Origin of the sequence: Flavobacterium sp. (assembly GCF_044360715.1) — a bacterium.
Classification (GTDB): Bacteria; Bacteroidota; Bacteroidia; order Flavobacteriales; family Flavobacteriaceae; genus Flavobacterium.
Genome location: NZ_JBIKJY010000002.1, coordinates 19250 through 40704, shown reverse-complemented (window position 1 = coordinate 40704; position 21455 = coordinate 19250). Strand labels below are relative to the sequence as shown.

General features: G+C 31.7%; 17 protein-coding genes, 1 pseudogene and 1 riboswitch. Of the genes and pseudogenes, 15 read left to right on the top strand and 3 right to left on the bottom strand.

Annotated features, from left to right (window positions below; translation table 11 throughout):
- Nucleotides 1-107 precede the first annotated feature (107 nt).
- Together ubiE and ACIQ16_RS00930 are read left to right on the top strand one after the other, a co-directional pair.
- Entirely contained in the window at nt 108-839 is a 732-nt protein-coding gene (ubiE, locus tag ACIQ16_RS00935) for a bifunctional demethylmenaquinone methyltransferase/2-methoxy-6-polyprenyl-1,4-benzoquinol methylase UbiE (RefSeq protein WP_396148136.1), read from the top strand.
- Nucleotides 840-842: 3 nt separating this feature from the next.
- Nucleotides 843-1541, top strand: coding sequence for a porin family protein (locus ACIQ16_RS00930; RefSeq protein WP_396148135.1), 699 nt, complete (start codon nt 843-845; stop codon nt 1539-1541).
- 46 nt (nt 1542-1587) lie between these two features.
- Here ACIQ16_RS00930 and ACIQ16_RS00925 read toward each other — a convergent pair whose 3' ends face one another.
- Nucleotides 1588-2313, bottom strand: a complete 726-nt coding sequence (locus ACIQ16_RS00925) for an RNA methyltransferase (protein ID WP_396148134.1) — start codon at nt 2311-2313, stop codon at nt 1588-1590.
- A gap of 101 nt (nt 2314-2414) precedes the next feature.
- On the opposite strand from ACIQ16_RS00925, the gene ACIQ16_RS00920 reads away from it, so the two are divergent.
- The 3 genes from ACIQ16_RS00920 to accD all read left to right on the top strand — a co-directional run bounded on the left by ACIQ16_RS00920 (nt 2415) and on the right by accD (nt 6977).
- Nucleotides 2415-4898: a BamA/TamA family outer membrane protein gene (locus ACIQ16_RS00920; protein ID WP_396148133.1), complete on the top strand. Its 2484-nt coding sequence runs from the start codon at nt 2415-2417 to the stop codon at nt 4896-4898.
- A gap of 70 nt (nt 4899-4968) precedes the next feature.
- Nucleotides 4969-6036 carry a class II fructose-bisphosphate aldolase gene (gene fbaA / locus ACIQ16_RS00915; protein WP_291240936.1) on the top strand — a complete coding sequence of 356 codons (1068 nt, stop codon included), beginning with the start codon at nt 4969-4971 and terminating at the stop codon, nt 6034-6036.
- An 86-nt stretch (nt 6037-6122) separates the two neighbouring features.
- The gene (gene accD, locus ACIQ16_RS00910) at nt 6123-6977 is read left to right on the top strand and encodes an acetyl-CoA carboxylase, carboxyltransferase subunit beta (RefSeq protein ID WP_396148132.1); all 855 of its coding nucleotides are present in this window, start codon (nt 6123-6125) and stop codon (nt 6975-6977) included.
- 103 nt (nt 6978-7080) lie between these two features.
- Here the strand turns inward: accD and metK are convergent, their stop codons facing one another.
- Nucleotides 7081-8352, bottom strand: a complete 1272-nt coding sequence (gene metK / locus ACIQ16_RS00905; protein WP_396148131.1) for a methionine adenosyltransferase — start codon at nt 8350-8352, stop codon at nt 7081-7083.
- A 336-nt stretch (nt 8353-8688) separates the two neighbouring features.
- A riboswitch (SAM riboswitch) is annotated at nt 8689-8796 on the top strand.
- A gap of 105 nt (nt 8797-8901) precedes the next feature.
- On the opposite strand from metK, the gene ACIQ16_RS00900 reads away from it, so the two are divergent.
- The 5 genes from ACIQ16_RS00900 (at nt 8902) to ACIQ16_RS00880 (ending at nt 15692) form a co-directional block, all read left to right on the top strand.
- Nucleotides 8902-9912: a homocysteine S-methyltransferase family protein gene (locus tag ACIQ16_RS00900; protein ID WP_396148130.1), complete on the top strand. Its 1011-nt coding sequence runs from the start codon at nt 8902-8904 to the stop codon at nt 9910-9912.
- A gap of 179 nt (nt 9913-10091) precedes the next feature.
- A complete protein-coding gene (metH, locus tag ACIQ16_RS00895; RefSeq protein ID WP_396148129.1) occupies nt 10092-12782 on the top strand; it encodes a methionine synthase in 2691 nt (896 codons plus the stop codon).
- A 78-nt stretch (nt 12783-12860) separates the two neighbouring features.
- Nucleotides 12861-13817, top strand: coding sequence for a methylenetetrahydrofolate reductase [NAD(P)H] (gene metF, locus ACIQ16_RS00890; RefSeq protein ID WP_396148128.1), 957 nt, complete (start codon nt 12861-12863; stop codon nt 13815-13817).
- Nucleotides 13818-13872: 55 nt separating this feature from the next.
- Entirely contained in the window at nt 13873-14961 is a 1089-nt protein-coding gene (locus ACIQ16_RS00885) for an acyloxyacyl hydrolase (protein WP_396148127.1), read from the top strand.
- On the top strand, nt 14958-15692 hold the full coding sequence (locus tag ACIQ16_RS00880) for a head GIN domain-containing protein (protein WP_396148126.1): 735 nt from the start codon (nt 14958-14960) through the stop codon (nt 15690-15692). Before ACIQ16_RS00885 ends, ACIQ16_RS00880 begins: the two co-directional genes overlap by 4 nt.
- 32 nt (nt 15693-15724) lie before the next feature.
- On the opposite strand, the pseudogene ACIQ16_RS00875 reads toward ACIQ16_RS00880, so the two are convergent.
- A pseudogene (locus ACIQ16_RS00875) lies at nt 15725-16378 on the bottom strand (ATP-binding cassette domain-containing protein); the annotation flags it as partial.
- Nucleotides 16379-16495: 117 nt separating this feature from the next.
- Between ACIQ16_RS00875 and ACIQ16_RS00870 the strand changes: the two are divergent.
- The 5 genes from ACIQ16_RS00870 to rsgA all read left to right on the top strand — a co-directional run bounded on the left by ACIQ16_RS00870 (nt 16496) and on the right by rsgA (nt 21440).
- Entirely contained in the window at nt 16496-17173 is a 678-nt protein-coding gene (locus tag ACIQ16_RS00870) for a TetR family transcriptional regulator C-terminal domain-containing protein (RefSeq protein ID WP_396148125.1), read from the top strand.
- 15 nt (nt 17174-17188) lie between these two features.
- Nucleotides 17189-18499: an ABC1 kinase family protein gene (locus ACIQ16_RS00865; RefSeq protein ID WP_396148124.1), complete on the top strand. Its 1311-nt coding sequence runs from the start codon at nt 17189-17191 to the stop codon at nt 18497-18499.
- 5 nt (nt 18500-18504) lie between these two features.
- A complete protein-coding gene (locus ACIQ16_RS00860; protein WP_396148123.1) occupies nt 18505-19188 on the top strand; it encodes an SDR family NAD(P)-dependent oxidoreductase in 684 nt (227 codons plus the stop codon).
- 121 nt (nt 19189-19309) lie between these two features.
- Nucleotides 19310-20395 (top strand): chorismate mutase, encoded by a 1086-nt coding sequence (locus ACIQ16_RS00855; protein ID WP_396148122.1) that lies wholly within the window; start codon nt 19310-19312, stop codon nt 20393-20395.
- Between the two features lie 67 nt (nt 20396-20462).
- Nucleotides 20463-21440 (top strand): ribosome small subunit-dependent GTPase A, encoded by a 978-nt coding sequence (gene rsgA / locus ACIQ16_RS00850; RefSeq protein ID WP_291240949.1) that lies wholly within the window; start codon nt 20463-20465, stop codon nt 21438-21440.
- The last annotated feature ends 15 nt before the right edge of the window (nt 21441-21455 follow it).

Here is a 21455-nt window from a genome sequence, read left to right as displayed (position 1 = left end):
CTTTAATCTGTGTTTCTAAAAATTGAAAACGTTCTTGTTCTTGAAATTGAGTTTGATTTTTGAACTTGAACTTTTTAATCGTACTTTTGCACTTCAAAATCAAAACAATGTCTGAAACCATAAAACCGTATCAAGATTCCGAAAAAGGCAAAAAAGAGCAAGTGGCTCAAATGTTTGATACCATTTCCGAAAATTATGATGGATTAAATAAAATAATTTCTTTAGGAACTGATGCTACTTGGAAAAAGAAGATTTTACAAATGGTACAACTTCAAAATCCTACTTCTATTTTAGATATTGCTACCGGAACAGGCGATTTAGCTATATTATTTGCAGAAACTACGGCTACAGAAATTATCGGTTTAGATATTTCACAGGGTATGCTTGATATGGGTAAGAAAAAAATTTCAGATAAAAACTTAGATTCAAAAATTCAAATGGTTTTAGGTGATGGAGAAAAAATTCCTTATACAGATAATTATTTTGATGTAATCACCGTGGCGTACGGCGTAAGAAATTTCGAAAATCTTGAAAAAGGGCTTTCTGAAATACTTCGTGTATTGAAACCAAATGGCACTTTTATTATTTTAGAAACGTCTGTGCCTACTACATTTCCTTTTAAACAAGGGTATTATATGTATACCAATTTTATTATGCCAACCATTGGAAAACTGTTTTCTAAAGATAAAGCCGCTTATACCTATTTGTCCAATTCTGCACAAAATTTCCCTTTTGGCGAGGCGTTAAACAATATTTTACGAAAAATTGGGTTTATAGAGGTAAAGCACGAACCTCAAACTATGGGTGTGGCTACAATTTATAAAGCATCAAAAAAGTAAAAAATGCAAGTTAGATATCTTATTTTTATTTTATTATTTGCACTGAAATCATTTGCTCAGGGCGGCACCTTTGGTAAAAATCCAATTATAAATGATGAAAATTTTGAGAAGAAAAAAATTCATTTTGGATATTATTTAGGATTTAGCAGTTATACTTATCAATTTAATTATAAAACGGTTGGAAAAGATATTGAGTTGAAACCCGCCACTGGTTTTAATGTTGGTTTGGTAGTTAATTTAAGATTAAGAGAATTTTTCGATTTACGATTTGAACCTGGTTTTTATGCTACACAACGTAATTTAATTTACCCAAATATTGAAGACCGTGTTGATAAATTAAGAGAAGTAAAAGCAGCCAATTTACATTTTCCATTACTGTTAAAATATTCCGCATTACGAACTGGAAATGTACGTCCATATTTAGTAGGAGGTGTATCTTCTACTTTAAATTTAGGAAGTAACGAAAAAGCTACAGATGATAATTCAGCAAATAGATTTCGAGTAAAAACTTGGACGCAAAATTACGAAGTAGGTTTTGGATTGGATTTATATTTGGAATACTTTAAATTTTCTCCATCCATTCGTGGTGTTTTTGGAACGGGCGATGAATTAATTCGCGATGTGGATCCAAATTCTCCTTGGACAGGAAATATTAAATCGATGCAAACCAGAGCGGTATTTGTAAACTTCACGTTCCATTAAGTCGTAAAGTCGAAAGTCAAAAGTCCTAAAGTCAAAAGACTGAATTTTAGTTACTTCTTTTAAATTCTGATAAAAATATGGCGGTGGCTGTTGCTACGTTTAAACTTTCGGTTTGCTGTAAATTTCCAAATCTTGGTATAGAAATTTTTTGAGTAACTAATTGTTCTATTTCCGAAGAAATACCATTGGCTTCATTTCCCATTACAAGGATGCCATTAGAAGGTAATTCTTTTTTATAAATGTTTTCGCCATCCATAAATGTTCCAAAAATTTCCAAATCAGTTGCTTTTAAATAATCGACTAAATTGGTGTATTCAACTTGTACTCTGGCCAAACTTCCCATAGTAGCTTGTACCACTTTTGGATTATACATATCAACGGTTTCTTCAGAACAAATAATTTTTGAAATTCCAAACCAATCACACAATCTAATAATCGTACCCATATTTCCAGGGTCTTTTATGTTGTCTAAAGCCAATTCTAATCCAGAAGTTTGTTTGAAGTTTGTTTCTTTTATTTCAAAAACAGCCAAACAATCATTTGCGGTAGTTAAAGCGGTTATTTTTTTAAGTTCATTATCTGAAATGAGTGTTGCAGCAGGGTTGGTGTCAAACAAATCGGCTTTGGTTACAAACAAATACGCCAAGCTAAATTGCGCATCCAAAAGTTCTTGAATTACTTTTTTACCTTCCGCTATGAAAAGATTGTGTAACTTACGGTACTTTTTTTGCTGTAAACTATTAATTAGTTTAATTTGGTTTTTGCTAACCATAAAAAATTGTATTTTTGATAAAAATTAAGCGTTTGAAGAATCTCACTCCAAAAATAGCACTATTTTTTCTTTTTGGACTACTTTTTTACTCTTGTTCTGAAGTGAGAAAGCTCCAAAAGAAACAATTGCTTATTGAAGATAACGATATTATAGTAAATAACAAATCTACTAATTCAGAAGATTTGCACAATCAATTGTACCAAAAACCCAACAGTAAATTATTAGGTTTTAAACCCCGTTTACAATTGTACAATTTGAGTAAAAAAAATGCCGATTCGTCTTATCAAGCTTGGTTGCTAAAAAAACCAAACCGATTAGAAAGAATGACTAAATTGTATTCTAAAAAGCAAGTAAATCGTTTGGGAAAATCGTTTTTGGTTTCTGGATATAGTGATTTTTTTAAGGAAGTAGGGGAAGCACCTTCTATTTTGGATACAGCAAGAGTTAGAAAATCGGAAATTAGATTACAATCGTACCAATTTAACAGAGGATTTTTTGAAGTGAAAGTAGCATCTAAAATCGATTCGTTAAAAAATAAAAAAGTAAAAGTTACGTATCAAATAAATACAGGTAAACCCTATGTAATTGATAGTATTTTTAGAAATATTGAAACACCTATTGTCGATTCATTATATCAAAATATTTCTGGAAATTCGTTAATAAAAACAGGCGAAACGTATACCGCAGAAAATATCAGCAACGAGAAAAAACGAATTGCAACGGAATTTCGAAATAGAGGTTTATATCATTTTCAAGAAAATTACATTAAAAGACCAGATGTAGATACAATCGGTAAAGCTAATAAATTGAACATTACGTTTAATATTGGAAATAGGGTAGTAAAAAGAGGCGATTCCACTTTTACCGAACCATTTAAGTTATATAAAATTAGTAAAGTCAATGTTTTTACGGATAAACAAGTAAAAGAGAAAGCCATCGGAATTGATAGTATTTCGTACAAAAAATTTAATTTTTACAGTTCTGGGAAACTAAAATATAAACCTAAAGCATTAGTAAATGCTATTTTTATTGAAGAAGGAAAACTATTTAGCGAACAAGATAAAACGCTAACTACAAGAGCATTATCTAATTTAAGAGTTTTTGCGTATCCTCGAATTCAATATGTAGAAGACGCTACAGGAAACGGATTAATTGCAAATATTATATTAACACCATTAAAAAAATATAATTTCAATATTAAAGGCGATTTTACGCAATCTAACATTCAGTTGTTTGGTATTTCTGGATTTACAGGAATTACGTTTAGAAATTTATTTAAAGGCGCCGAAATTTTAGATTTTTCGTTGCGAGGCAATTTGGGTTCCTCTAGAGATGCCAGCATAAAAAATAGTACGGATGCTTTTTTTAACATACTTGAATATGGTGCTGATGTAAAATTAAGTTTTCCAAGAATTTTCTTCCCTATAAATACGAATAAAATTATTAGTAAAGAATCGTTACCAAGTACTTCTATTACCTTAGGTTTATCAAAACAAACAAATATTGGTTTGGATAAAGAAAATTATTACGGAAGTTTTTATTACGATTGGGGATTAAATAAAGATGAAACTAAAAAGTTTAAATTGGATTTATTTAACTTACAATTTGTTAAAAATTTAAATATTGATAATTATTTTAACGTGTATAATTATTCATACAATACGTTAAATAATTTAGCACAAACGTATAATACTAATGCTACTTTTGAAGATGACGCTGGAAATTTGACTTTTTCTGGAGCGGTAGATTTTATTAATGAAGTAAAAAGTGGTGGCATTAACGTAGCTGATGAAACGGATTTTAAAACCATCAACTCCATTGGAGAAAGAAGAAAAAGATTGATTGAAAACAATTTAATTTTATCATCAAGTTTTTCTTATAATTTAAGTACCAAAAGAAGTGTTAATGATGTTCAGTTTTATAATATTAAAGCTAAAATTGAAAGTTCAGGAAATATTTTAAATGTAATTGCAAAGCAAAAAAAAGAAGCCTTAAATAGTAACGACAATCAAACTGTTTTTGGTGTAGAATATGCGCAATATCTTAAAACGGAATTTGAATACATCAAACACTTACAGTTATATAAGAAAAGTTCCTTAGCATTTAGATTTTTTGGAGGAGTGGCTGTTCCATATGGAAATTCAAATTCGGTGCCTTTTTCAAGAAGTTATTTTGCAGGTGGAAGTAATGATAATAGAGGATGGCAAGCCTATTCATTAGGCCCTGGATCAAGTTTAAGTGTAAACGATTTTAATGAAGCCAATTTAAAACTTTCTTTAAATTTAGAATACCGATTTAATATTTTTAATAGTTTAAATGGAGCTTTATTTACCGATGCAGGAAATATTTGGAATGTTTCAGATAACGTAGAAGATGAAAAATTAAAATTTAAAGGAACAAAATCTTTTCAAGAGGTTGCTTTAGGTACTGGTTTTGGACTTAGATATGATTTTGGTTTCTTTGTAATTCGTGGCGATTTAGGTTTCAAAGCTTACAATCCTGCAAAAGAATATTCGCAAAGATGGTTGAAAGATATGAACTTTTCTAAAACTGTTTTTAATATAGGTATCAATTATCCTTTTTAAAATTAATAAAATTCTTACTTTTGTAAATTCAAAAAAACAACATAAATAAATTATCAATAAATAAAAACGTATGAGTCATAATATCAAACCTGGAGTGGCCACTGGAAATCAAGTTCAAGAAATTTTTAATTACGCGAAAGAAAAAGGATTTGCTTTGCCAGCTGTAAACGTTACAGGAAGTAGTACAATAAATGGAGTTTTAGAAACAGCAGCAAAATTAAATGCACCTGTAATTATTCAGTTTTCAAACGGAGGTGGTCAGTTTAACGCTGGAAAAGGAATGTCAAATGTTGGTGAAAAAGCAGCTATTTTAGGATCTATTGCTGGTGCAAAACACGTACATACTTTAGCTGAAGCTTATGGCGCAACCGTAATTTTACATACAGATCATTGTGCAAAAAAATTATTGCCTTGGATTGATGGTTTATTAGATGCTTCTGAAAAACATTTTGCAGAAACAGGAAAACCATTATATTCTTCTCATATGATTGACTTATCTGAGGAACCAATTGAAGAAAACATTGAACTTTGCAAGCAATATTTAGCAAGAATGAGTAAAATGGATATGACATTAGAAATTGAATTGGGAATTACTGGCGGAGAAGAAGACGGTGTAGATAATTCAGATGTGGATAGTTCTAAATTGTACACACAACCAGAAGAAGTTTCTTATGCGTATGAAGAGTTAATGAAAATTAGTCCACGTTTTACAATTGCTGCTTCTTTCGGAAATGTTCACGGCGTGTACAAACCAGGAAATGTAAAGTTAACACCTAAAATTTTAAAAAATTCACAAGAATACGTTCAAAATAAATTCAACACAGGCGCTAATCCAGTGGATTTTGTTTTCCACGGAGGTTCAGGTTCTACGATTGAAGAAATAAGAGAAGCCATTTCGTATGGTGTAATCAAAATGAATATCGATACCGATTTACAATTTGCTTTTACAGAAGGAATTAGAGATTATATGACCTCTAAAATCGATTATTTAAAAACACAAATTGGTAGCCCTGAAGGAAGCGACAGTCCAAATAAAAAACATTACGACCCAAGAAAATGGATTCGTGAAGGAGAAGTTACTTTCAATACAAGATTAGAACAGGCTTTCGCCGATTTAAATAACGTAAATACATTATAGTCATCAAGTCAAAAGTCGAATGTCTGAATGTTTTCAGATTTGTTTGGCTTTTGACTTTTGACTTTTAACTTTTGACTTGAAAAATTATGGCTTGGTTTAAAAGAAAAGAAAAAGGAATTACAACCGCAACTGAGGATAAAAAAGATGTACCGAAAGGATTGTGGTACAAATCGCCAACAGGAAAAATTGTAGATTCAAAAGAATTAGAAAGAAACTTATGGGTAAGCCCAGAAGACGATTATCACGTACGAATTGGTAGTGCTGAATATTTTAGAATTTTATTTGATGATAATGAATTCAAAGAATTAGATGCTAATTTAACTTCTGTAGATTCATTAAAATTTGTGGATACTAAAAAGTATAGCGACCGTTTAAAAGAAGTTACCGAAAAAACCAAATTGAAAGACGCGGTAAGAACTGGAGTAGGAAAATCTAAAGGAAATGACATTGTTATTTGTTGTATGGATTTTGCTTTTATTGGTGGTTCGATGGGCGCTGTAGTTGGTGAAAAAATCTCAAGAGGTGTGAATTATGCAATCAAAAATAAATTGCCATTTGTGATGATTTCAAAATCAGGTGGTGCTCGTATGATGGAAGCAGCACAATCTTTAATGCAATTAGCAAAAACGTCTTCTAAATTAGCTCAACTTGCAGAAGCTCAATTACCTTATATTTCTTTATGTACTGATCCTACAACGGGAGGAACAACTGCTTCATACGCTATGCTTGGAGATATCAATATTGCAGAGCCAGGCGCTTTAATTGCCTTTGCGGGACCACGTGTGGTAAGAGATACAACCGGTAAAGATTTGCCAGAAGGTTTTCAAACCTCAGAATTTTTATTAGAACACGGTTTCTTAGATTTTATTTCACATAGAAAAGAATTAAAAGATAAAATTAATTTATATATCGATTTAATCTTAAACCAAGATATTAGATAAAAATAAAAACCCGATTTTCATTTGAAAATCGGGTTTTTTTATTATTTTAAAAGTCAGTAAGTCTTTCGGCATTCAAACTTTCGACATTTGACATTCGACTTAACTATATTCCAAAAGCAGTTTTAATATCTGCTACACGGTCTAATTTTTCCCAAGTAAATAATTCAACTTCAACTGTTTTTACTACACCATCTGGTGATTTAAACGTTTTTGTTACTACTTCATTTTTACGTCCCATATGTCCGTAAGCAGCAGTTTCACTATAAATTGGTGTTCTTAATTTTAAATTTTGCTCAATAGCATAAGGTCTTAAATCAAACAATTGTGCTACTTTATCTGAAATTTGAGAATCTAATAAACCGTTTTTAGCTGTTCCGTATGTATTTACATATATATTACAAGGTTTTGCAACACCAATAGCATAAGAAACTTGAACTAAAACCTCGCTTGCCACACCAGCAGCAACCAAGTTTTTAGCAATATGACGCGCAGCATAAGCAGCACTTCTGTCTACTTTACTTGGGTCTTTACCTGAGAAAGCACCACCACCGTGAGCACCTTTTCCGCCATAAGTATCCACGATAATTTTTCTACCTGTTAATCCAGTATCTCCGTGTGGTCCTCCGATTACGAATTTTCCAGTTGGGTTAATGTGGTATTCAATTTTATCATTAAATAAATGAGCATATTGAGGGTATTTAGTTAAAATTCTTGGAATTAAGATGTCAATAATATCTTTCTTAATTTTTGCAAGCATAGAAGTTTCTTCATCAAAATCATCGTGTTGTGTAGAAACTACAATAGAATCAATTCTAACCGGTACATTGTCATCATTATATTCTAAAGTAACTTGAGATTTTGCATCTGGACGTAAATAAGTAATGGCTGAATTTTCTCTTCTTAATTCTGCTAATTCTTGTAATAATTTGTGTGCTAAATCCAATGCTAATGGCATTAAATCAATGGTTTCGTTTGTAGCATAACCAAACATAATTCCTTGGTCACCCGCACCTTGTGCGTTGGCTTTCGATTCAAAATCTGTAGCTGCAGCTCTATCAACTCCTCTGTTAATATCATCAGATTGATCGTGAATTGCTGATAAAACCCCACAAGAGTTTGCTTCAAACATATATTCGCTTTTTGTGTAACCAATTTTTTTGATTACATCACGTGCAATAGTTTGTACATCTAAATAGGTATTAGATTTTACTTCACCAGCCAAAATAACTTGTCCAGTTGTTACTAAAGTTTCACAAGCTACTTTTGACGATGGGTCAAATGCTAAAAAGTTGTCAATTAATGCATCACTAATTTGATCTGCAATTTTATCTGGATGTCCTTCGCTCACAGATTCCGACGTAAATAAATAAGCCATAATTATAAAATAATATATAATAATTAACGAAAAAATTGCAAGGAAATACTAAAGTAGGGAAGTTTCTGCTTTAGCATTTTTTAACGAGGTTGCAATCAGTTCAAATTTTTCCTCTTTAATTCTGCTGCAAAGTTATAAAATCAATTTGAAATACAAATCATAAAAGGTGATTTAAATTAAATTTTCAACAAAATCATTTATTAAATGAAAAATAATCTATGAATATTAATTTTAAATGAAAAATTACCTGAATTTATATCTATAAAAATTAAATTTTAGAAAATATTTCTTTTTTCATTTTTTTTAGTACCTTTGCCCCGTTCATAAACATACTGATTGTTATCACGAAAGGTGGAGGGATTAGACCCATTGAAACCTTAGCAACCCTACTCTTGTAGAAGGTGCTACATTCTATTCCGAATTTTTGTCGGAAACAGATAACTAGAAAATTTTACATTTTTCGCTGATATCAATTTTTAAGTTTAGATTCTTGCCCTTTCATTTTTTTGAAATTGTCAAGGTTTTTTAAAGTAAATAATATCGTTGAAAATGTCAAATTCACAAGAAACACAACAAATTAAAAGTAACATAAAGCAAGCTATAACCGAAAGAATTTTAGTTCTTGACGGCGCTATGGGTACTATGTTGCAACGCAATAAATTTGAAGAAGAAGATTTTCGAGGGGAACGATTTAAAGATTTTCCACATCCATTAAAAGGAAATAACGATTTACTTTCTATTACACAACCAGAAGCGGTAAAAGCGGTACATCGTTTGTATTTTGAGGCAGGTGCTGATATTGTAGAAACCAACACGTTTTCTGGTACTACAATTGGTATGGCCGATTATCATATGGAAGATTTGGTATACGAATTAAATTACCAATCCGCTAAAATTGCAAGAGAAGTGGCTGATGAATTTACGGATAAGCCTCGTTTTGTTGCAGGTTCTATAGGGCCAACTAACAGAACCGCTTCTATGTCTCCAGATGTAAATGATCCCGGCTATCGCGCTGTAACTTTTGACGATTTACGCATCGCCTACAAACAACAAGTTGAAGCTTTAATTGATGGTGGTTCGGATGTGCTTTTAGTAGAAACGATTTTCGATACATTAAACGCAAAAGCCGCACTTTTCGCTATTGAAGAAGTTAAAGAAGAACGAAATATTGATATTCCAATTATGGTTTCAGGAACGATTACAGATGCTTCTGGAAGAACTTTATCTGGACAAACCGTCGAAGCTTTTTTAATTTCTATTCAGCATATTCCTTTGTTAAGTGTAGGATTTAATTGTGCTTTGGGAGCCGATCAGTTAAAGCCTTATTTAAAACGATTAGCACAGAACACACAAATAAATATTTCAGCACATCCAAATGCTGGTTTGCCAAATGCCTTTGGAGAATACGACCAAACACCAATGGAAATGCAGGCTTTAATTCGGGAATATTTACAAGACAATTTAATAAATATAATAGGAGGTTGCTGCGGTACAACTCCAGAACACATTAAATTAATTGCAGAAGTTGCCGCAGAATTTAAGCCAAGAAAATCAGAATAAAACAGTCATTTAGCATTTTACTATTCTAAATGAATTTTAAAAAAGCAAAAATGAAAAACAGCATAATCAAAATAAAAAAATACGTTTCTAAAAGTAAAATCTTTTGGAAAGAAGTAAAAGAAAATTATAAAAAAATAAGCAGTATTCTTTAAGATTAGCCTGCCAGATTATAAAATAAAATGTCAAAAAAAAATAAAATAAATTTACAACTTTCAGGTTTAGAACCACTCTTTATTAACGAAGATTCTGTTTTTGTGAATGTTGGAGAACGAACCAATGTAACAGGTTCTCGTAAATTTCTTCGATTAATTAAAGAAGAAAAGTATGATGAAGCACTTTCGATTGCACGAGAACAAGTGGAAGGTGGCGCTCAAATTATTGATGTTAATATGGATGAAGGAATGTTAGATGGCGTTTATGCTATGACAAAATTCCTAAATTTAATTGCTGCCGAACCTGATATTGCTCGTGTTCCTGTAATGATAGATAGTTCGAAATGGGAAATTATCGAAGCAGGTTTAAAAGTCTTACAAGGAAAAGCGGTCGTAAATTCAATTTCTCTAAAAGAAGGCGAAGCGGTTTTTATACATCACGCCAAGTTAATTAAGCGATATGGCGCGGCTGTAATTGTAATGGCTTTTGATGAAGTTGGACAAGCAGATAATTACCAAAGAAGAATTGAAATTTGTAAAAGAAGTTATGATATATTAGTCAAACAAGTTGGTTTTCCTGCCGAAGATATCATTTTCGATCCCAATATTTTTCCAGTAGCAACTGGAATGGACGAGCATAAATTAAACGCTTTAGATTTTTTCCAAGCTACAAAGTGGATTCGTGAAAATTTACCTTTTGCAAATATTTCTGGTGGTGTTAGTAATGTTTCATTCTCCTTTCGTGGAAATGATAAGGTACGTGAAGCGATGCACTCTGCATTTTTATATCACGCCATTCAGAATGGGATGACTATGGGAATTGTCAATCCAGAAATGTTAGAAATTTACGATGAGATTGATAAGGTTTTATTAGAACACGTAGAAGATGTTTTGTTAAATAGAAGAGAAGATGCTACAGAACGTTTATTAGATTTAGCCGAAAGTTTTAAAGGCGATTTTAAGATAAATGAAAAAACTATAGCTGAATGGCGAAATGGTTCTATTCAGGAACGATTAACCCATTCTTTAGTAAAAGGAATAGACGAATTTATAGAATTTGATGTTGAAGAAGCCCGATTAACCGCCAATAAAGCCATTGAAGTCATAGAAATTAGCTTAATGAATGGTATGAACGTGGTTGGCGATTTATTCGGAAGCGGAAAAATGTTTTTACCTCAAGTGGTGAAATCAGCGCGAGTAATGAAAAAAGCTGTGGCGTATTTATTACCATTTATTGAAGAAGAAAAAGATTCAACCGCTTCGTCTTCTGCTGGAAAAGTATTGATGGCAACTGTTAAAGGTGATGTTCACGACATTGGAAAAAATATTGTATCCGTAGTTTTGGCGTGTAACAATTTTGAAATTATCGATTTAGGCGTTATGGTTCCGCCAGAAAAAATTATTGCTGCCGCCATTAAAGAAAATGTAGATATTATCGGTTTAAGCGGATTAATTACACCTTCATTAGACGAAATGGTGTATTTGGCCAAAGAAATGGATAAGTTGAACATCAAAATCCCAATAATGATTGGTGGTGCAACCACTTCACGCGCGCATACAGCTGTTAAAATTGCTCCAGAATATGCTGCAACTGTAGTACACGTTAATGATGCATCAAGAGCTGTAACTGTTGCTTCGAATTTATTAAATACAGAAACAAAAATGTCGTATTCAGTTGCGTTACGCGAGGAGTACGATGTATTACGCGAAGGCTACTTAAACAGAGCAAGAGAGAAAAATTTCTTAACGATTGAAGAAGCTCGTAAAAATAAATTAAAGATAGATTGGAACAATTACGAAGCTATAAAACCTAATTTTATTGGAACAAAAATAGTTGAGGTAGCATTATCAGATTTAGTCGATTTTATCGATTGGACACCGTTTTTTCAATCTTGGGAATTATATGGAAAATATCCTGCAATATTAACTGATGAGGTAGTGGGTGAACAAGCATCAGATTTGTTTAAAGATGCACAAAATATGTTGTCAAAAATTGTCTCTGAAAAATGGTTTACAGCTAAAGGAATTTTAGGAATTTTTCCTGCCAACACCATAAATGATGATGATATTGAAATATATTCAGAACCTTTAACCTTTAACCCAAAACCCAAAACCTTTTTATCATTAAGACAACAATCGCAAAAAACAGTTGGAGCGCCAAATATAGCTTTAGCCGATTTTATTGCACCAAAAGAAAGTGGCGTTCAGGATTATATGGGTTGTTTTTGTGTTACAACTGGTTTTGGCGTAGATGAGAAAGCAGCCGAATTTGAAAGCCAATTAGATGATTATAATGCCATTTTAACCAAAGCTTTAGGCGATAGATTAGCAGAAGCTTTCGCAGAATATTTACATTTAAAAGTTCGAAAAGAAATTTGGGGATACGCTTCTGAGGAACAACTTTCCAATCAAGAATTAATTAAAGAAAATTACAAAGGAATTCGTCCAGCGCCAGGTTATCCTGCTTGTCCAGACCATTTAGAAAAGCCAACTATTTGGGATATTTTAAAAGTGGAGGGAAATATTGGTGTGAAATTAACTGAAAGTATGGCAATGTGGCCGGCTTCTTCAGTTTCAGGATATTATTTTGCTCATCCAGAAAGCAAGTATTTTGGGTTAGGAAAAATAAAATCAGACCAAGTAGCTGATTACGCAAAAAGAAGAAATATATCAATAGAAACAGCAACTAAATGGTTAGCGCCTAATATTGCAGATTAATTTAAGGCATCTGGCAAAAGGTATAAGGTAAATAGGCTACCAAATACCCAAAACCCAAAACCCAAAACCCAAAAAAAAATGAAAGTAACTGAACATATCCAAAACGCCAACGGAAAACCTTTGTTTTCTTTTGAAATTTTACCGCCTTTAAAAGGTCAAAATATTCAATCTATTTTTGATAGTATTGATCCGTTAATGGAATTTAATCCGCCATTCATTGATGTTACGTATCATCGAGAGGAATATGAATTCAAGGAATTAGAAAACGGTTTATTACAAAAGAAAATTGTAAAAAAACGTCCTGGAACGGTAGGAATTTGCGCAGGAATTCAGAACAAATACAATGTGGATGCCATTCCGCATATTTTATGTGGTGGATTTACTAAAGAAGATACCGAAAATTTATTAATTGATTTAGATTTCTTAGGAATTGATAACGTGGTAGCGCTTCGTGGTGATGCGGTTAAAAGTGAAATTTATTTTAAGCCAGAAAAAGATGGTCACGTTTTTGCTTCTGAATTGGTTTCGCAAATTAATGATTTGAATAATGGAATTTATTTAGATGCCGATTTGCAAAATTCATCTAAAACAGATTTTTGTATTGGTGTTGCAGGGTATCCTGAAAAACATATGGAAGCACCAAGTTTGGATAGCGATATTCATTTCTTAAAACAAAAGATTAAAAACGGCGCCGAATACATCATCACTCAGATGTTTTTTGATAACCAGAAATTTTTCGAATTTGTTGCGAAGTGCAGAGCGGCTGGAATTACTGTTCCAATCATACCAGGTTTGAAGCCAATTTCTACCAAAAAACAATTAAATTTAATACCACATAGATTTAGCATCGAATTACCAGATGATTTAATTATGTCTGTTGTGAAAGCTAAAGATAATGACGCGGTAAAACAAATTGGTATTGAATGGTGTACACAACAAAGTAAAGAACTTGTGGCGGCAGGAATACCAGTGCTTCATTATTACTCTATGGGTAAAGCGGAAAACATCAAAGCCATTGCCAGTCAAATATTTTAATTTCAATTTTCTTTGTAATTAAACTTCATAAACTATATTTGTCTGAATTATTTTTATGAAGCATTTTTTACTTTTATTCATTTTTGGAATTTCGTTTTCACAAAATCAATCGGACGCCTATTATGTAGATGTTCAAGGATTTCGTGGAAATGTTTTCAAACATACACCAGAGGTTAGTCATTTGGCAACCGGACATCCAGAAGGGTTTTTGGTGAGTATAAATAAAAAATCATCAGGTAAAAAAGAATGGCAGCAAGTTTATGGTTATCCAGATTATGGAATTTCTTTCCAAGCTATCGACTTTAAAAATAACGATTTAGGTAAAAATTATGCGATAGGGTTACATTATAATTTTTACTTTTTAAAAAGACATTTACTTTTTAGAGTTTCACAAGGAATTGGATTTACAACAAATCCGTACGATAAAGAAACCAATAATAAAAACAACGCTTTTGGTTCAAAGTTTTTAGACAATAATTACATTTTATTACAATATCAAAAGCAAAACCTTATTGGACCAATTGGTTTCCAAACAGGATTTATGCTTACCCATTTTTCGAATGCACGATTTAAAGCGCCAAATAGCGGTATAAACAGTTATTCATTTAATTTTGGATTGAATTATAATTTTGATAAAGACAAAACGATTATAAAAGACAGCTTGCCAAACACAAAATCGTATGCAGAAAAAATTAAATACAATTTGGCCTTCCGTACAGGAATTTCAGAAGCACCTGTAGTTGGAATTGGTCAGCGTCAGTTTTATCACATTGGTTTATATGCGGACAAACGTTTTAACAGAAAAAGTGCCATTCAATTTGGAACAGATGTGTTTTTTTCAAGATATTTAAAAGATTATATTCAGTTTTCTTCTGTCGCCTTTCCAAATAAAGAACCCGTTGATCCTACTACGGATTATAAAAGAATTGGTGTTTTTGTGGGTCACGAATTATTTATTAATAAACTATCCATTGAAACGCAATTTGGATATTATATCTACAAACCTTTTAAATATGATATTGATATCTATCAACGATTGACCCTAAAATATTATATCAATAAAAATATATTTACAGGAATTGGTTTAAAAACTCATAAAGCAAAAGCGGAAGCGGCAGAATTAACTTTAGGAATTAGATTATGATAAAAAAATATATACTAGTTGTTTTTGTTCTCATTCTTTCCAGTTGTGGTATTTCAGAAGATTGTATAAAAAATGCAGGAAATCCAGTAACTAAAGAATATGCTATTTCTGATTTCGATAAAATTCGTGTGCATTCAGGAATTTCTTTGGTTGTAAAAGAAGGACCAGATTTTAAAGTCATCATTCAATCAGGCACAAATATAATCGGTAATATTGAAGTAACTAAACAAGGCGATTTTTTATTAGTAAAAGACAATTCAACCTGTAACTGGACGCGTGATTTTAAAGCTGCAACTGTTTATGTAACGGCACCAAATATTTCCGAAATTCATAGCAAAACCGAACAAGATATTTTTTCAGATGGGACGTTGACTTTTCCAATTCTGAGATTATTTGCTTTAAATGAAGAAGAAGCCGGTACTGGCGATTTCTATTTCGATGTCAATAACGGACAAACCGTAATTGAATCGAATCACGTGTCTAATTTTACAATTTCAGGAAATACTTCGGAATTATTATGTAATTTCTATTTTGGTACGGGTAAATTTTATGGAGAAAATTTCATTTGCCAAAACATAAAAATCTTTCAACGCGGTTCTAACGATATGATTCTAAAACCCATTCAATCCATTTCAGGAAAAATTTTAAATACTGGGAATGTGATTCTGAAAAATAATCCACCAATAATTAATGTAGATCAATTGTTTTCTGGACATTTGATAATGAATTAAGATTTTGTTTTTTCTCTAAACACTTTCTCTAAATTCTTACCTAAATCAGCAAGTTGCGCATCTTCTACAATTTTTCCTTTATGGATAATGATAATTCTATCGCAGATAGCTTCTACTTCTTGCATAATATGCGTAGATAAAAACACGGTTTTATCTTTTCCAATATTTTTAATTAATTCTCTAATTTCAACCAATTGATTCGGATCTAATCCTGTTGTTGGTTCATCTAAAATCAACACATCTGGATTATGAAGTAAAGCTGTAGCCAATCCTACACGCTGACGAAATCCTTTAGAAAGTTCGCCAATTTTTTTATGACATTCTGGAGTTAAACCTGTCAATTCAATCACTTCTTGAATACGAGATTTGTCTGTTTTATGCACATCAGCACTAAATTCTAAATATTCACGAACATATAAATCTAAATATAACGGATTGTGTTCTGGTAAATAACCAACCGATTGTTGCACGTTTTTTTGAGCTGAATTCACATCAAATCCATTTACGTTGGCTTCGCCTTCATCTGCTGTTAAATATGTGGTCAATATTTTCATTAATGTTGATTTTCCAGCACCATTTGGACCTAAAAAACCTACAATTTCTCCTTTTTTTACAGAAAAACTAACGTTATCTAACGCTTTTTGTGTTCCGTACGTTTTGGTTATGTTTTTTACTTCTATTGACATATTCTTGTTTTCAACAAAAATAATAAATAAAAGCAATACTTTAATAGATAAATTTAAGTTAATATGGTTTTTATTGTTTAATTTTTTTGTAAATTTGTTCAACAAAATATTTATACTATGGCAGCACCTAAAAAAAAGAAAGTAATTACTGAGGATGTAATTGTTTCTGCATACACAGATTTTTGTTTAACAAATGCAAAAAAACCAAATTCGGTTTATGAATTTGCAAAGCTAAACAATATGGATGAAACGGATTTTTATCACTATTTTACTTCATTTGAGGTTTTAGAAAGGCAATATTTTGTAACCATGTTTGCTTACACGTTAGAATTGTTAGAAAAAAATGAAGCATATCAATCTTATGAAAGTGCTGATAAATTATCCGCTTTTTATTTTACTTTTTTCGAAATGACAACGGCAAATAGAAGTTTTATCATTCATTTATTGAAAGAAGATAAAAATCCAATGAAAAACTTAGGAAAGTTGACTAAACTTCGTGAAGTGTATTTGGATTATGCCTTAACTATTTTGGAAAAACCAATTAATATTGATCAAGAAACAGTAGTTAAAATTCAAGATAAAGTATTGCAAGAAGCATCTTGGTTGCAATTTTTATCTATCTTCAATTTTTGGATGAACGACGAATCTTCCAATTTTGAAAAAACAGATGTTTTTATTGAAAAATCAGTAAAAGCGAGTTTCGATTTGGCATATAATATTCCAACACAAAGCATTATTGATTTCGGAAAATTTTTGTGGAAAGAACAAATGAACGGGATGTTTTCAAAATCATAAACACAACAAAAAATAATGAAAAAAATAGATAGTATTCCAACCGGGAAGATGGAGCGCGTAACAAAATTAGTTACCACTGGAGTGAAAGTTGGAGGAAATTACTTAAAATATTACGGCGAAAAAGTCGTGAATCCATCGTTAACTAAAGATAAATTACACGAAAGTAATGCATCTGATATTTATGATGGATTAAAAGAATTGAAGGGAAGTGCCTTAAAAGTAGCACAAATGTTAAGTATGGAAAAAAACTTGTTACCACAATCTTATGTAGATAAGTTTTCGTTGTCGCAATTTTCTGTGCCACCATTATCAGCGCCTTTGGTTCGCAAAACATTTAAAACGTATTTCAAACAATACCCTGAAGAATTATTTGATACTTTTTCACCAGATTCTATTAATGCGGCAAGTATAGGACAAGTTCACAAAGCAACTAAAAACGGAAAAGAATTAGCTGTAAAAATTCAGTATCCTGGAATACGTGAAAGTATTGGATCCGATATTGCTTTAGTGAAACCAATTGCGATAAGAATGTTCAATTTGCAAGGAACTTCCGATGAATATTTTCAAGAAGTTGAAGACAAACTTACCGAAGAAACGGATTATAAATTGGAAATATCGCAATCGATGGCAGTAATTATTGATTGTGAGAAAATTGATAATTTATTATTTCCCAACTATTACCCAGAATATTCTTCTGACAAAATTATCACAATGGATTGGATGAATGGGATTCATTTATCTGAATTTTGTTCGAGTAATGCCTCTCAAGAACAACGTGATAAAGTAGGGCAAACGTTATGGAATTTCTATATGTATCAAATTCATCAGTTGAAAAAATTTCACGCTGATCCGCATCCAGGTAATTTTTTAGTAGATAAAAACGACAACTTAATTGCGATTGACTTTGGTTGTATGAAGGAAATCCCAAATGATTTTTATGTACCGTATTTTGAAGTGTCTACACCAAATTCTTTAAAAGATATGGACTATTTTACAAAAAAATTATTCGAATTAGAAATATTAAAAACAACGGATTCTCCGAAAGAGTTAGCCTTTTTTACAGATATGTTTCACGAATTATTAAGTGTGTTTACACAACCAATTCAAGCTGAAATATTTGATTTCGCACAACCTGAGTTTCAAGCTCAAATTGCTGCTTTAAGTGAAAAATTCGCAAGTGATAAAACACTACGTAAAATGAATGGAAACCGAGGTTCAAAGCATTTTATTTATGTAAACAGAACCTTTTTTGGTTTATACAGTTTGATGTTTGACATCAAAGCAAAAGTAAAAATTAATGATTTCGAAAAATATTTAAATAATTAAAACTAATGAAAAACTACATTATAATTGGAGGAAGTAAAGGTGTTGGCGAACAAATTGTAAAAGAATTATCTGAAAAAGGTAATTTTTGTCACGTTATTTCTCGTTCTGAGCCTACTTATGAATTTAATGGAAATTGGCATCAATTAGACGCTTTAGCAGACACTTTACCCACTATCGATACTGTTGATGGTTTGGTCTATTGCTTAGGAAGTATCAATTTGAAACCTTTTAATCGTTTGAGTTTAGAAGATTTTAATTCAGATTTAAATGTGAATTTTTTTGGTGCTTTAAAAGCGTTTCAACACTATTTACTTGCGTTAAAAAAATCAGAACAAGCCAGTGTAGTTTTCTTTAGCACGGTTGCCGTTCAATCAGGGATGCCATATCACGCAAGTATCGCCGCTGCAAAAGGTGCTGTTGAAGGTTTAGTAAAAAGTTTGGCTGCCGAATTTGCACCAAAAATAAGAGTTAATGCTATTGCACCATCGCTTATCGATACTCCTTTAGCCGCTGGAATTTTACGTTCAGATCAAATTAGAGAAAATATGATTGCAAAACATCCTTTAAAACGAATTTTAAATCCAATTGACGTTTCTAAAACCGCTTGTTTTCTTTTAACTGATAGTTCGAATGGGATTACGGGTCAAATTATCGTTCAAGATAACGGTTTGGTAAGTTTAAGTTATTAAATATTTTATATATTTGTAATAGTATAAAAAATCGCCAATAAATTATGTAACCAATCAGTTATATAAAAGTATATAAATTAATAAATCCCGATTTTTTTTCGGGATTTTTTATTCAAAAAAAATGGAAATCACAAAAGAACACAAACAATGGTTGGTAGATTTAAAATTAAATCATCCTTTAGTTATAGCTGGGCCGTGTAGTGCTGAAACCGAAGAGCAAGTATTAAAAATTGCACACGAATTAAAAAATTCAGATGTTTCTATTTTTCGTGCTGGAATTTGGAAACCACGAACACGACCTGGAGGATTTGAAGGCGTGGGTGAAATTGGTCTAAAATGGCTGCAGAAAGCCAAAGCAGAAACAGGATTGTTGATGGCAATAGAAGTTGCCAATGCCAATCACGTAAAATTAGCTTTGCAATATGATATTGATGTACTTTGGATTGGTGCACGAACTACCGTGAATCCGTTTGCGGTGCAAGAAATTGCAGATGCATTAAAAAACACAGATAAAATTGTATTGATAAAAAACCCAGTGAATCCTGATTTGTCTTTATGGATTGGCGGATTGGAACGTTTATATCAAGCTGGGATTAAAAATTTAGGAGTGATTCATAGAGGATTTTCAACCTATGAAAAAACAAAATATAGAAACAATCCAGAATGGCAAATAGCGATTGATATGCAAAATAGATTCCCGAATTTGCCATTAATTTGTGATCCATCACACATCACGGGTAAACGAGATATGATTCAGGAAGTTGCACAACAAGCTTTAGATTTAAATTACGATGGCTTAATTATTGAAACCCATTTTGACCCAGATAATGCATGGAGCGATGCTGCACAGCAAGTTACACCAGCAGCATTAAAACAAATTTTTGTCGATTTGAAAATGAGAAAAGAAACTGATGAAAATGCAGAATGGAACAAAGAAATGGCTTTACAACGTGCTTACATTGACGAATTAGACACGAAACTAATTGAGATTTTAGGAAAACGTATGAAGTTAGCAGAGAAAATCGGACAACTTAAAAAAGAGAAAAACGTAGCGATTTTGCAAAACAAACGCTGGAATGAAATTTTAGGAAGAATGATTGTAGATGGAGAAAATAAAGGACTAAACGAAGAATTTGTTTTGAAAATTTACAAAGCGATACATCAAGAAAGTATTGCGCATCAGGAAAAAATAATGAATAAAATTTAAATAAATTATCAATTTTACATTTTGAATAATAAAGAGTAAATTTGTAATTCATCGTTTACAATTAAATATGACAGGAACCGTTTATAAATCTACAGGAAGTTGGTATTACGTAAAATCTGAAGAGAACCAATTTTATAATTGTCGTATCAAAGGTAAATTCCGTATGAAAGGTATTAAAAGTACCAATCCTATTGCGGTAGGCGATGTGGTAGACTTTGATTTAGACGAAACCGTAGATGAAGTAAACGGAATTATAACCAATATTCATGATAGAAAAAATTATATCGTACGTAAATCGGTAAATTTATCTAAGCAAACACATATTATTGCATCTAATATTGATATTGGCTTCTTAATAGTAACCATCAATAATCCTACAACCACTACAAGTTTTATTGATAGATTTTTAGTTACTGCAAAAGCCTATGGTATTGAAGCGATAATAATTTTCAATAAAATAGATACATTTGACGAAGCTACTTTAAACGAACAATTGTATTTGCAACATATTTACACAGAAATTGGGTATAGATGTTTGCGTGTTTCGGCAACTGATAATAAAGGCGTTGCAGAATTAATGGATATTATGAAAGGAAAAGTCTCAATGTTTTCAGGTCATTCTGGTGTGGGAAAATCAACTTTAGTGAACGCAATTGAACCTACATTAAAATTGAAAACTAAAGAAATATCTAATTCTCACGCTCAGGGGCAACATACCACCACTTTTGCTGAGATGTTTGATTTGTCAGACAATATACGAATCATTGATACGCCTGGAATAAGAGGTTTTGGAATGGTAGATATGGAAAAACAAGAAGTTTCGGATTACTTTCCAGAACTTTTTGCTTTAAAAGAAGCGTGTAAATTCAACAATTGTTTGCATAAAGAAGAGCCGCATTGTGCGGTAAAAAAAGCACTTGATGAAGATAAAATTACTTGGAGTAGGTATCAAAGTTATTTAAAAATATTAGAAGGCGACGAAGAGCAATACCGAAATGACATTTACGGCGAAGACCGAATTGCCAGCGATGAAACGAGAAAATAATTTATAATTTACCAT

Excerpts from the sequence above, each read along its gene's own strand:
- ACIQ16_RS00855 (WP_396148122.1), top strand. The coding sequence starts at position 19,310 with ATGGAAATCACAAAAGAACACAAACAATGGTTGGTAGATTTAAAATTA.
- metF (WP_396148128.1), top strand. The coding sequence starts at position 12,861 with ATGAAAGTAACTGAACATATCCAAAACGCCAACGGAAAACCTTTGTTT.
- metH (WP_396148129.1), top strand. The coding sequence starts at position 10,092 with ATGTCAAAAAAAAATAAAATAAATTTACAACTTTCAGGTTTAGAACCA.
- ACIQ16_RS00865 (WP_396148124.1), top strand. The coding sequence starts at position 17,189 with ATGAAAAAAATAGATAGTATTCCAACCGGGAAGATGGAGCGCGTAACA.
- ACIQ16_RS00870 (WP_396148125.1), top strand. The coding sequence starts at position 16,496 with ATGGCAGCACCTAAAAAAAAGAAAGTAATTACTGAGGATGTAATTGTT.
- ACIQ16_RS00885 (WP_396148127.1), top strand. The coding sequence starts at position 13,873 with ATGAAGCATTTTTTACTTTTATTCATTTTTGGAATTTCGTTTTCACAA.
- ACIQ16_RS00860 (WP_396148123.1), top strand. The coding sequence starts at position 18,505 with ATGAAAAACTACATTATAATTGGAGGAAGTAAAGGTGTTGGCGAACAA.
- ACIQ16_RS00930 (WP_396148135.1), top strand. The coding sequence starts at position 843 with ATGCAAGTTAGATATCTTATTTTTATTTTATTATTTGCACTGAAATCA.
- ACIQ16_RS00925 (WP_396148134.1), bottom strand. The coding sequence starts at position 2,313 with ATGGTTAGCAAAAACCAAATTAAACTAATTAATAGTTTACAGCAAAAA.
- accD (WP_396148132.1), top strand. The coding sequence starts at position 6,123 with ATGGCTTGGTTTAAAAGAAAAGAAAAAGGAATTACAACCGCAACTGAG.
- fbaA (WP_291240936.1), top strand. The coding sequence starts at position 4,969 with ATGAGTCATAATATCAAACCTGGAGTGGCCACTGGAAATCAAGTTCAA.
- rsgA (WP_291240949.1), top strand. The coding sequence starts at position 20,463 with ATGACAGGAACCGTTTATAAATCTACAGGAAGTTGGTATTACGTAAAA.
- ACIQ16_RS00900 (WP_396148130.1), top strand. The coding sequence starts at position 8,902 with ATGTCAAATTCACAAGAAACACAACAAATTAAAAGTAACATAAAGCAA.
- ubiE (WP_396148136.1), top strand. The coding sequence starts at position 108 with ATGTCTGAAACCATAAAACCGTATCAAGATTCCGAAAAAGGCAAAAAA.
- ACIQ16_RS00880 (WP_396148126.1), top strand. The coding sequence starts at position 14,958 with ATGATAAAAAAATATATACTAGTTGTTTTTGTTCTCATTCTTTCCAGT.
- metK (WP_396148131.1), bottom strand. The coding sequence starts at position 8,352 with ATGGCTTATTTATTTACGTCGGAATCTGTGAGCGAAGGACATCCAGAT.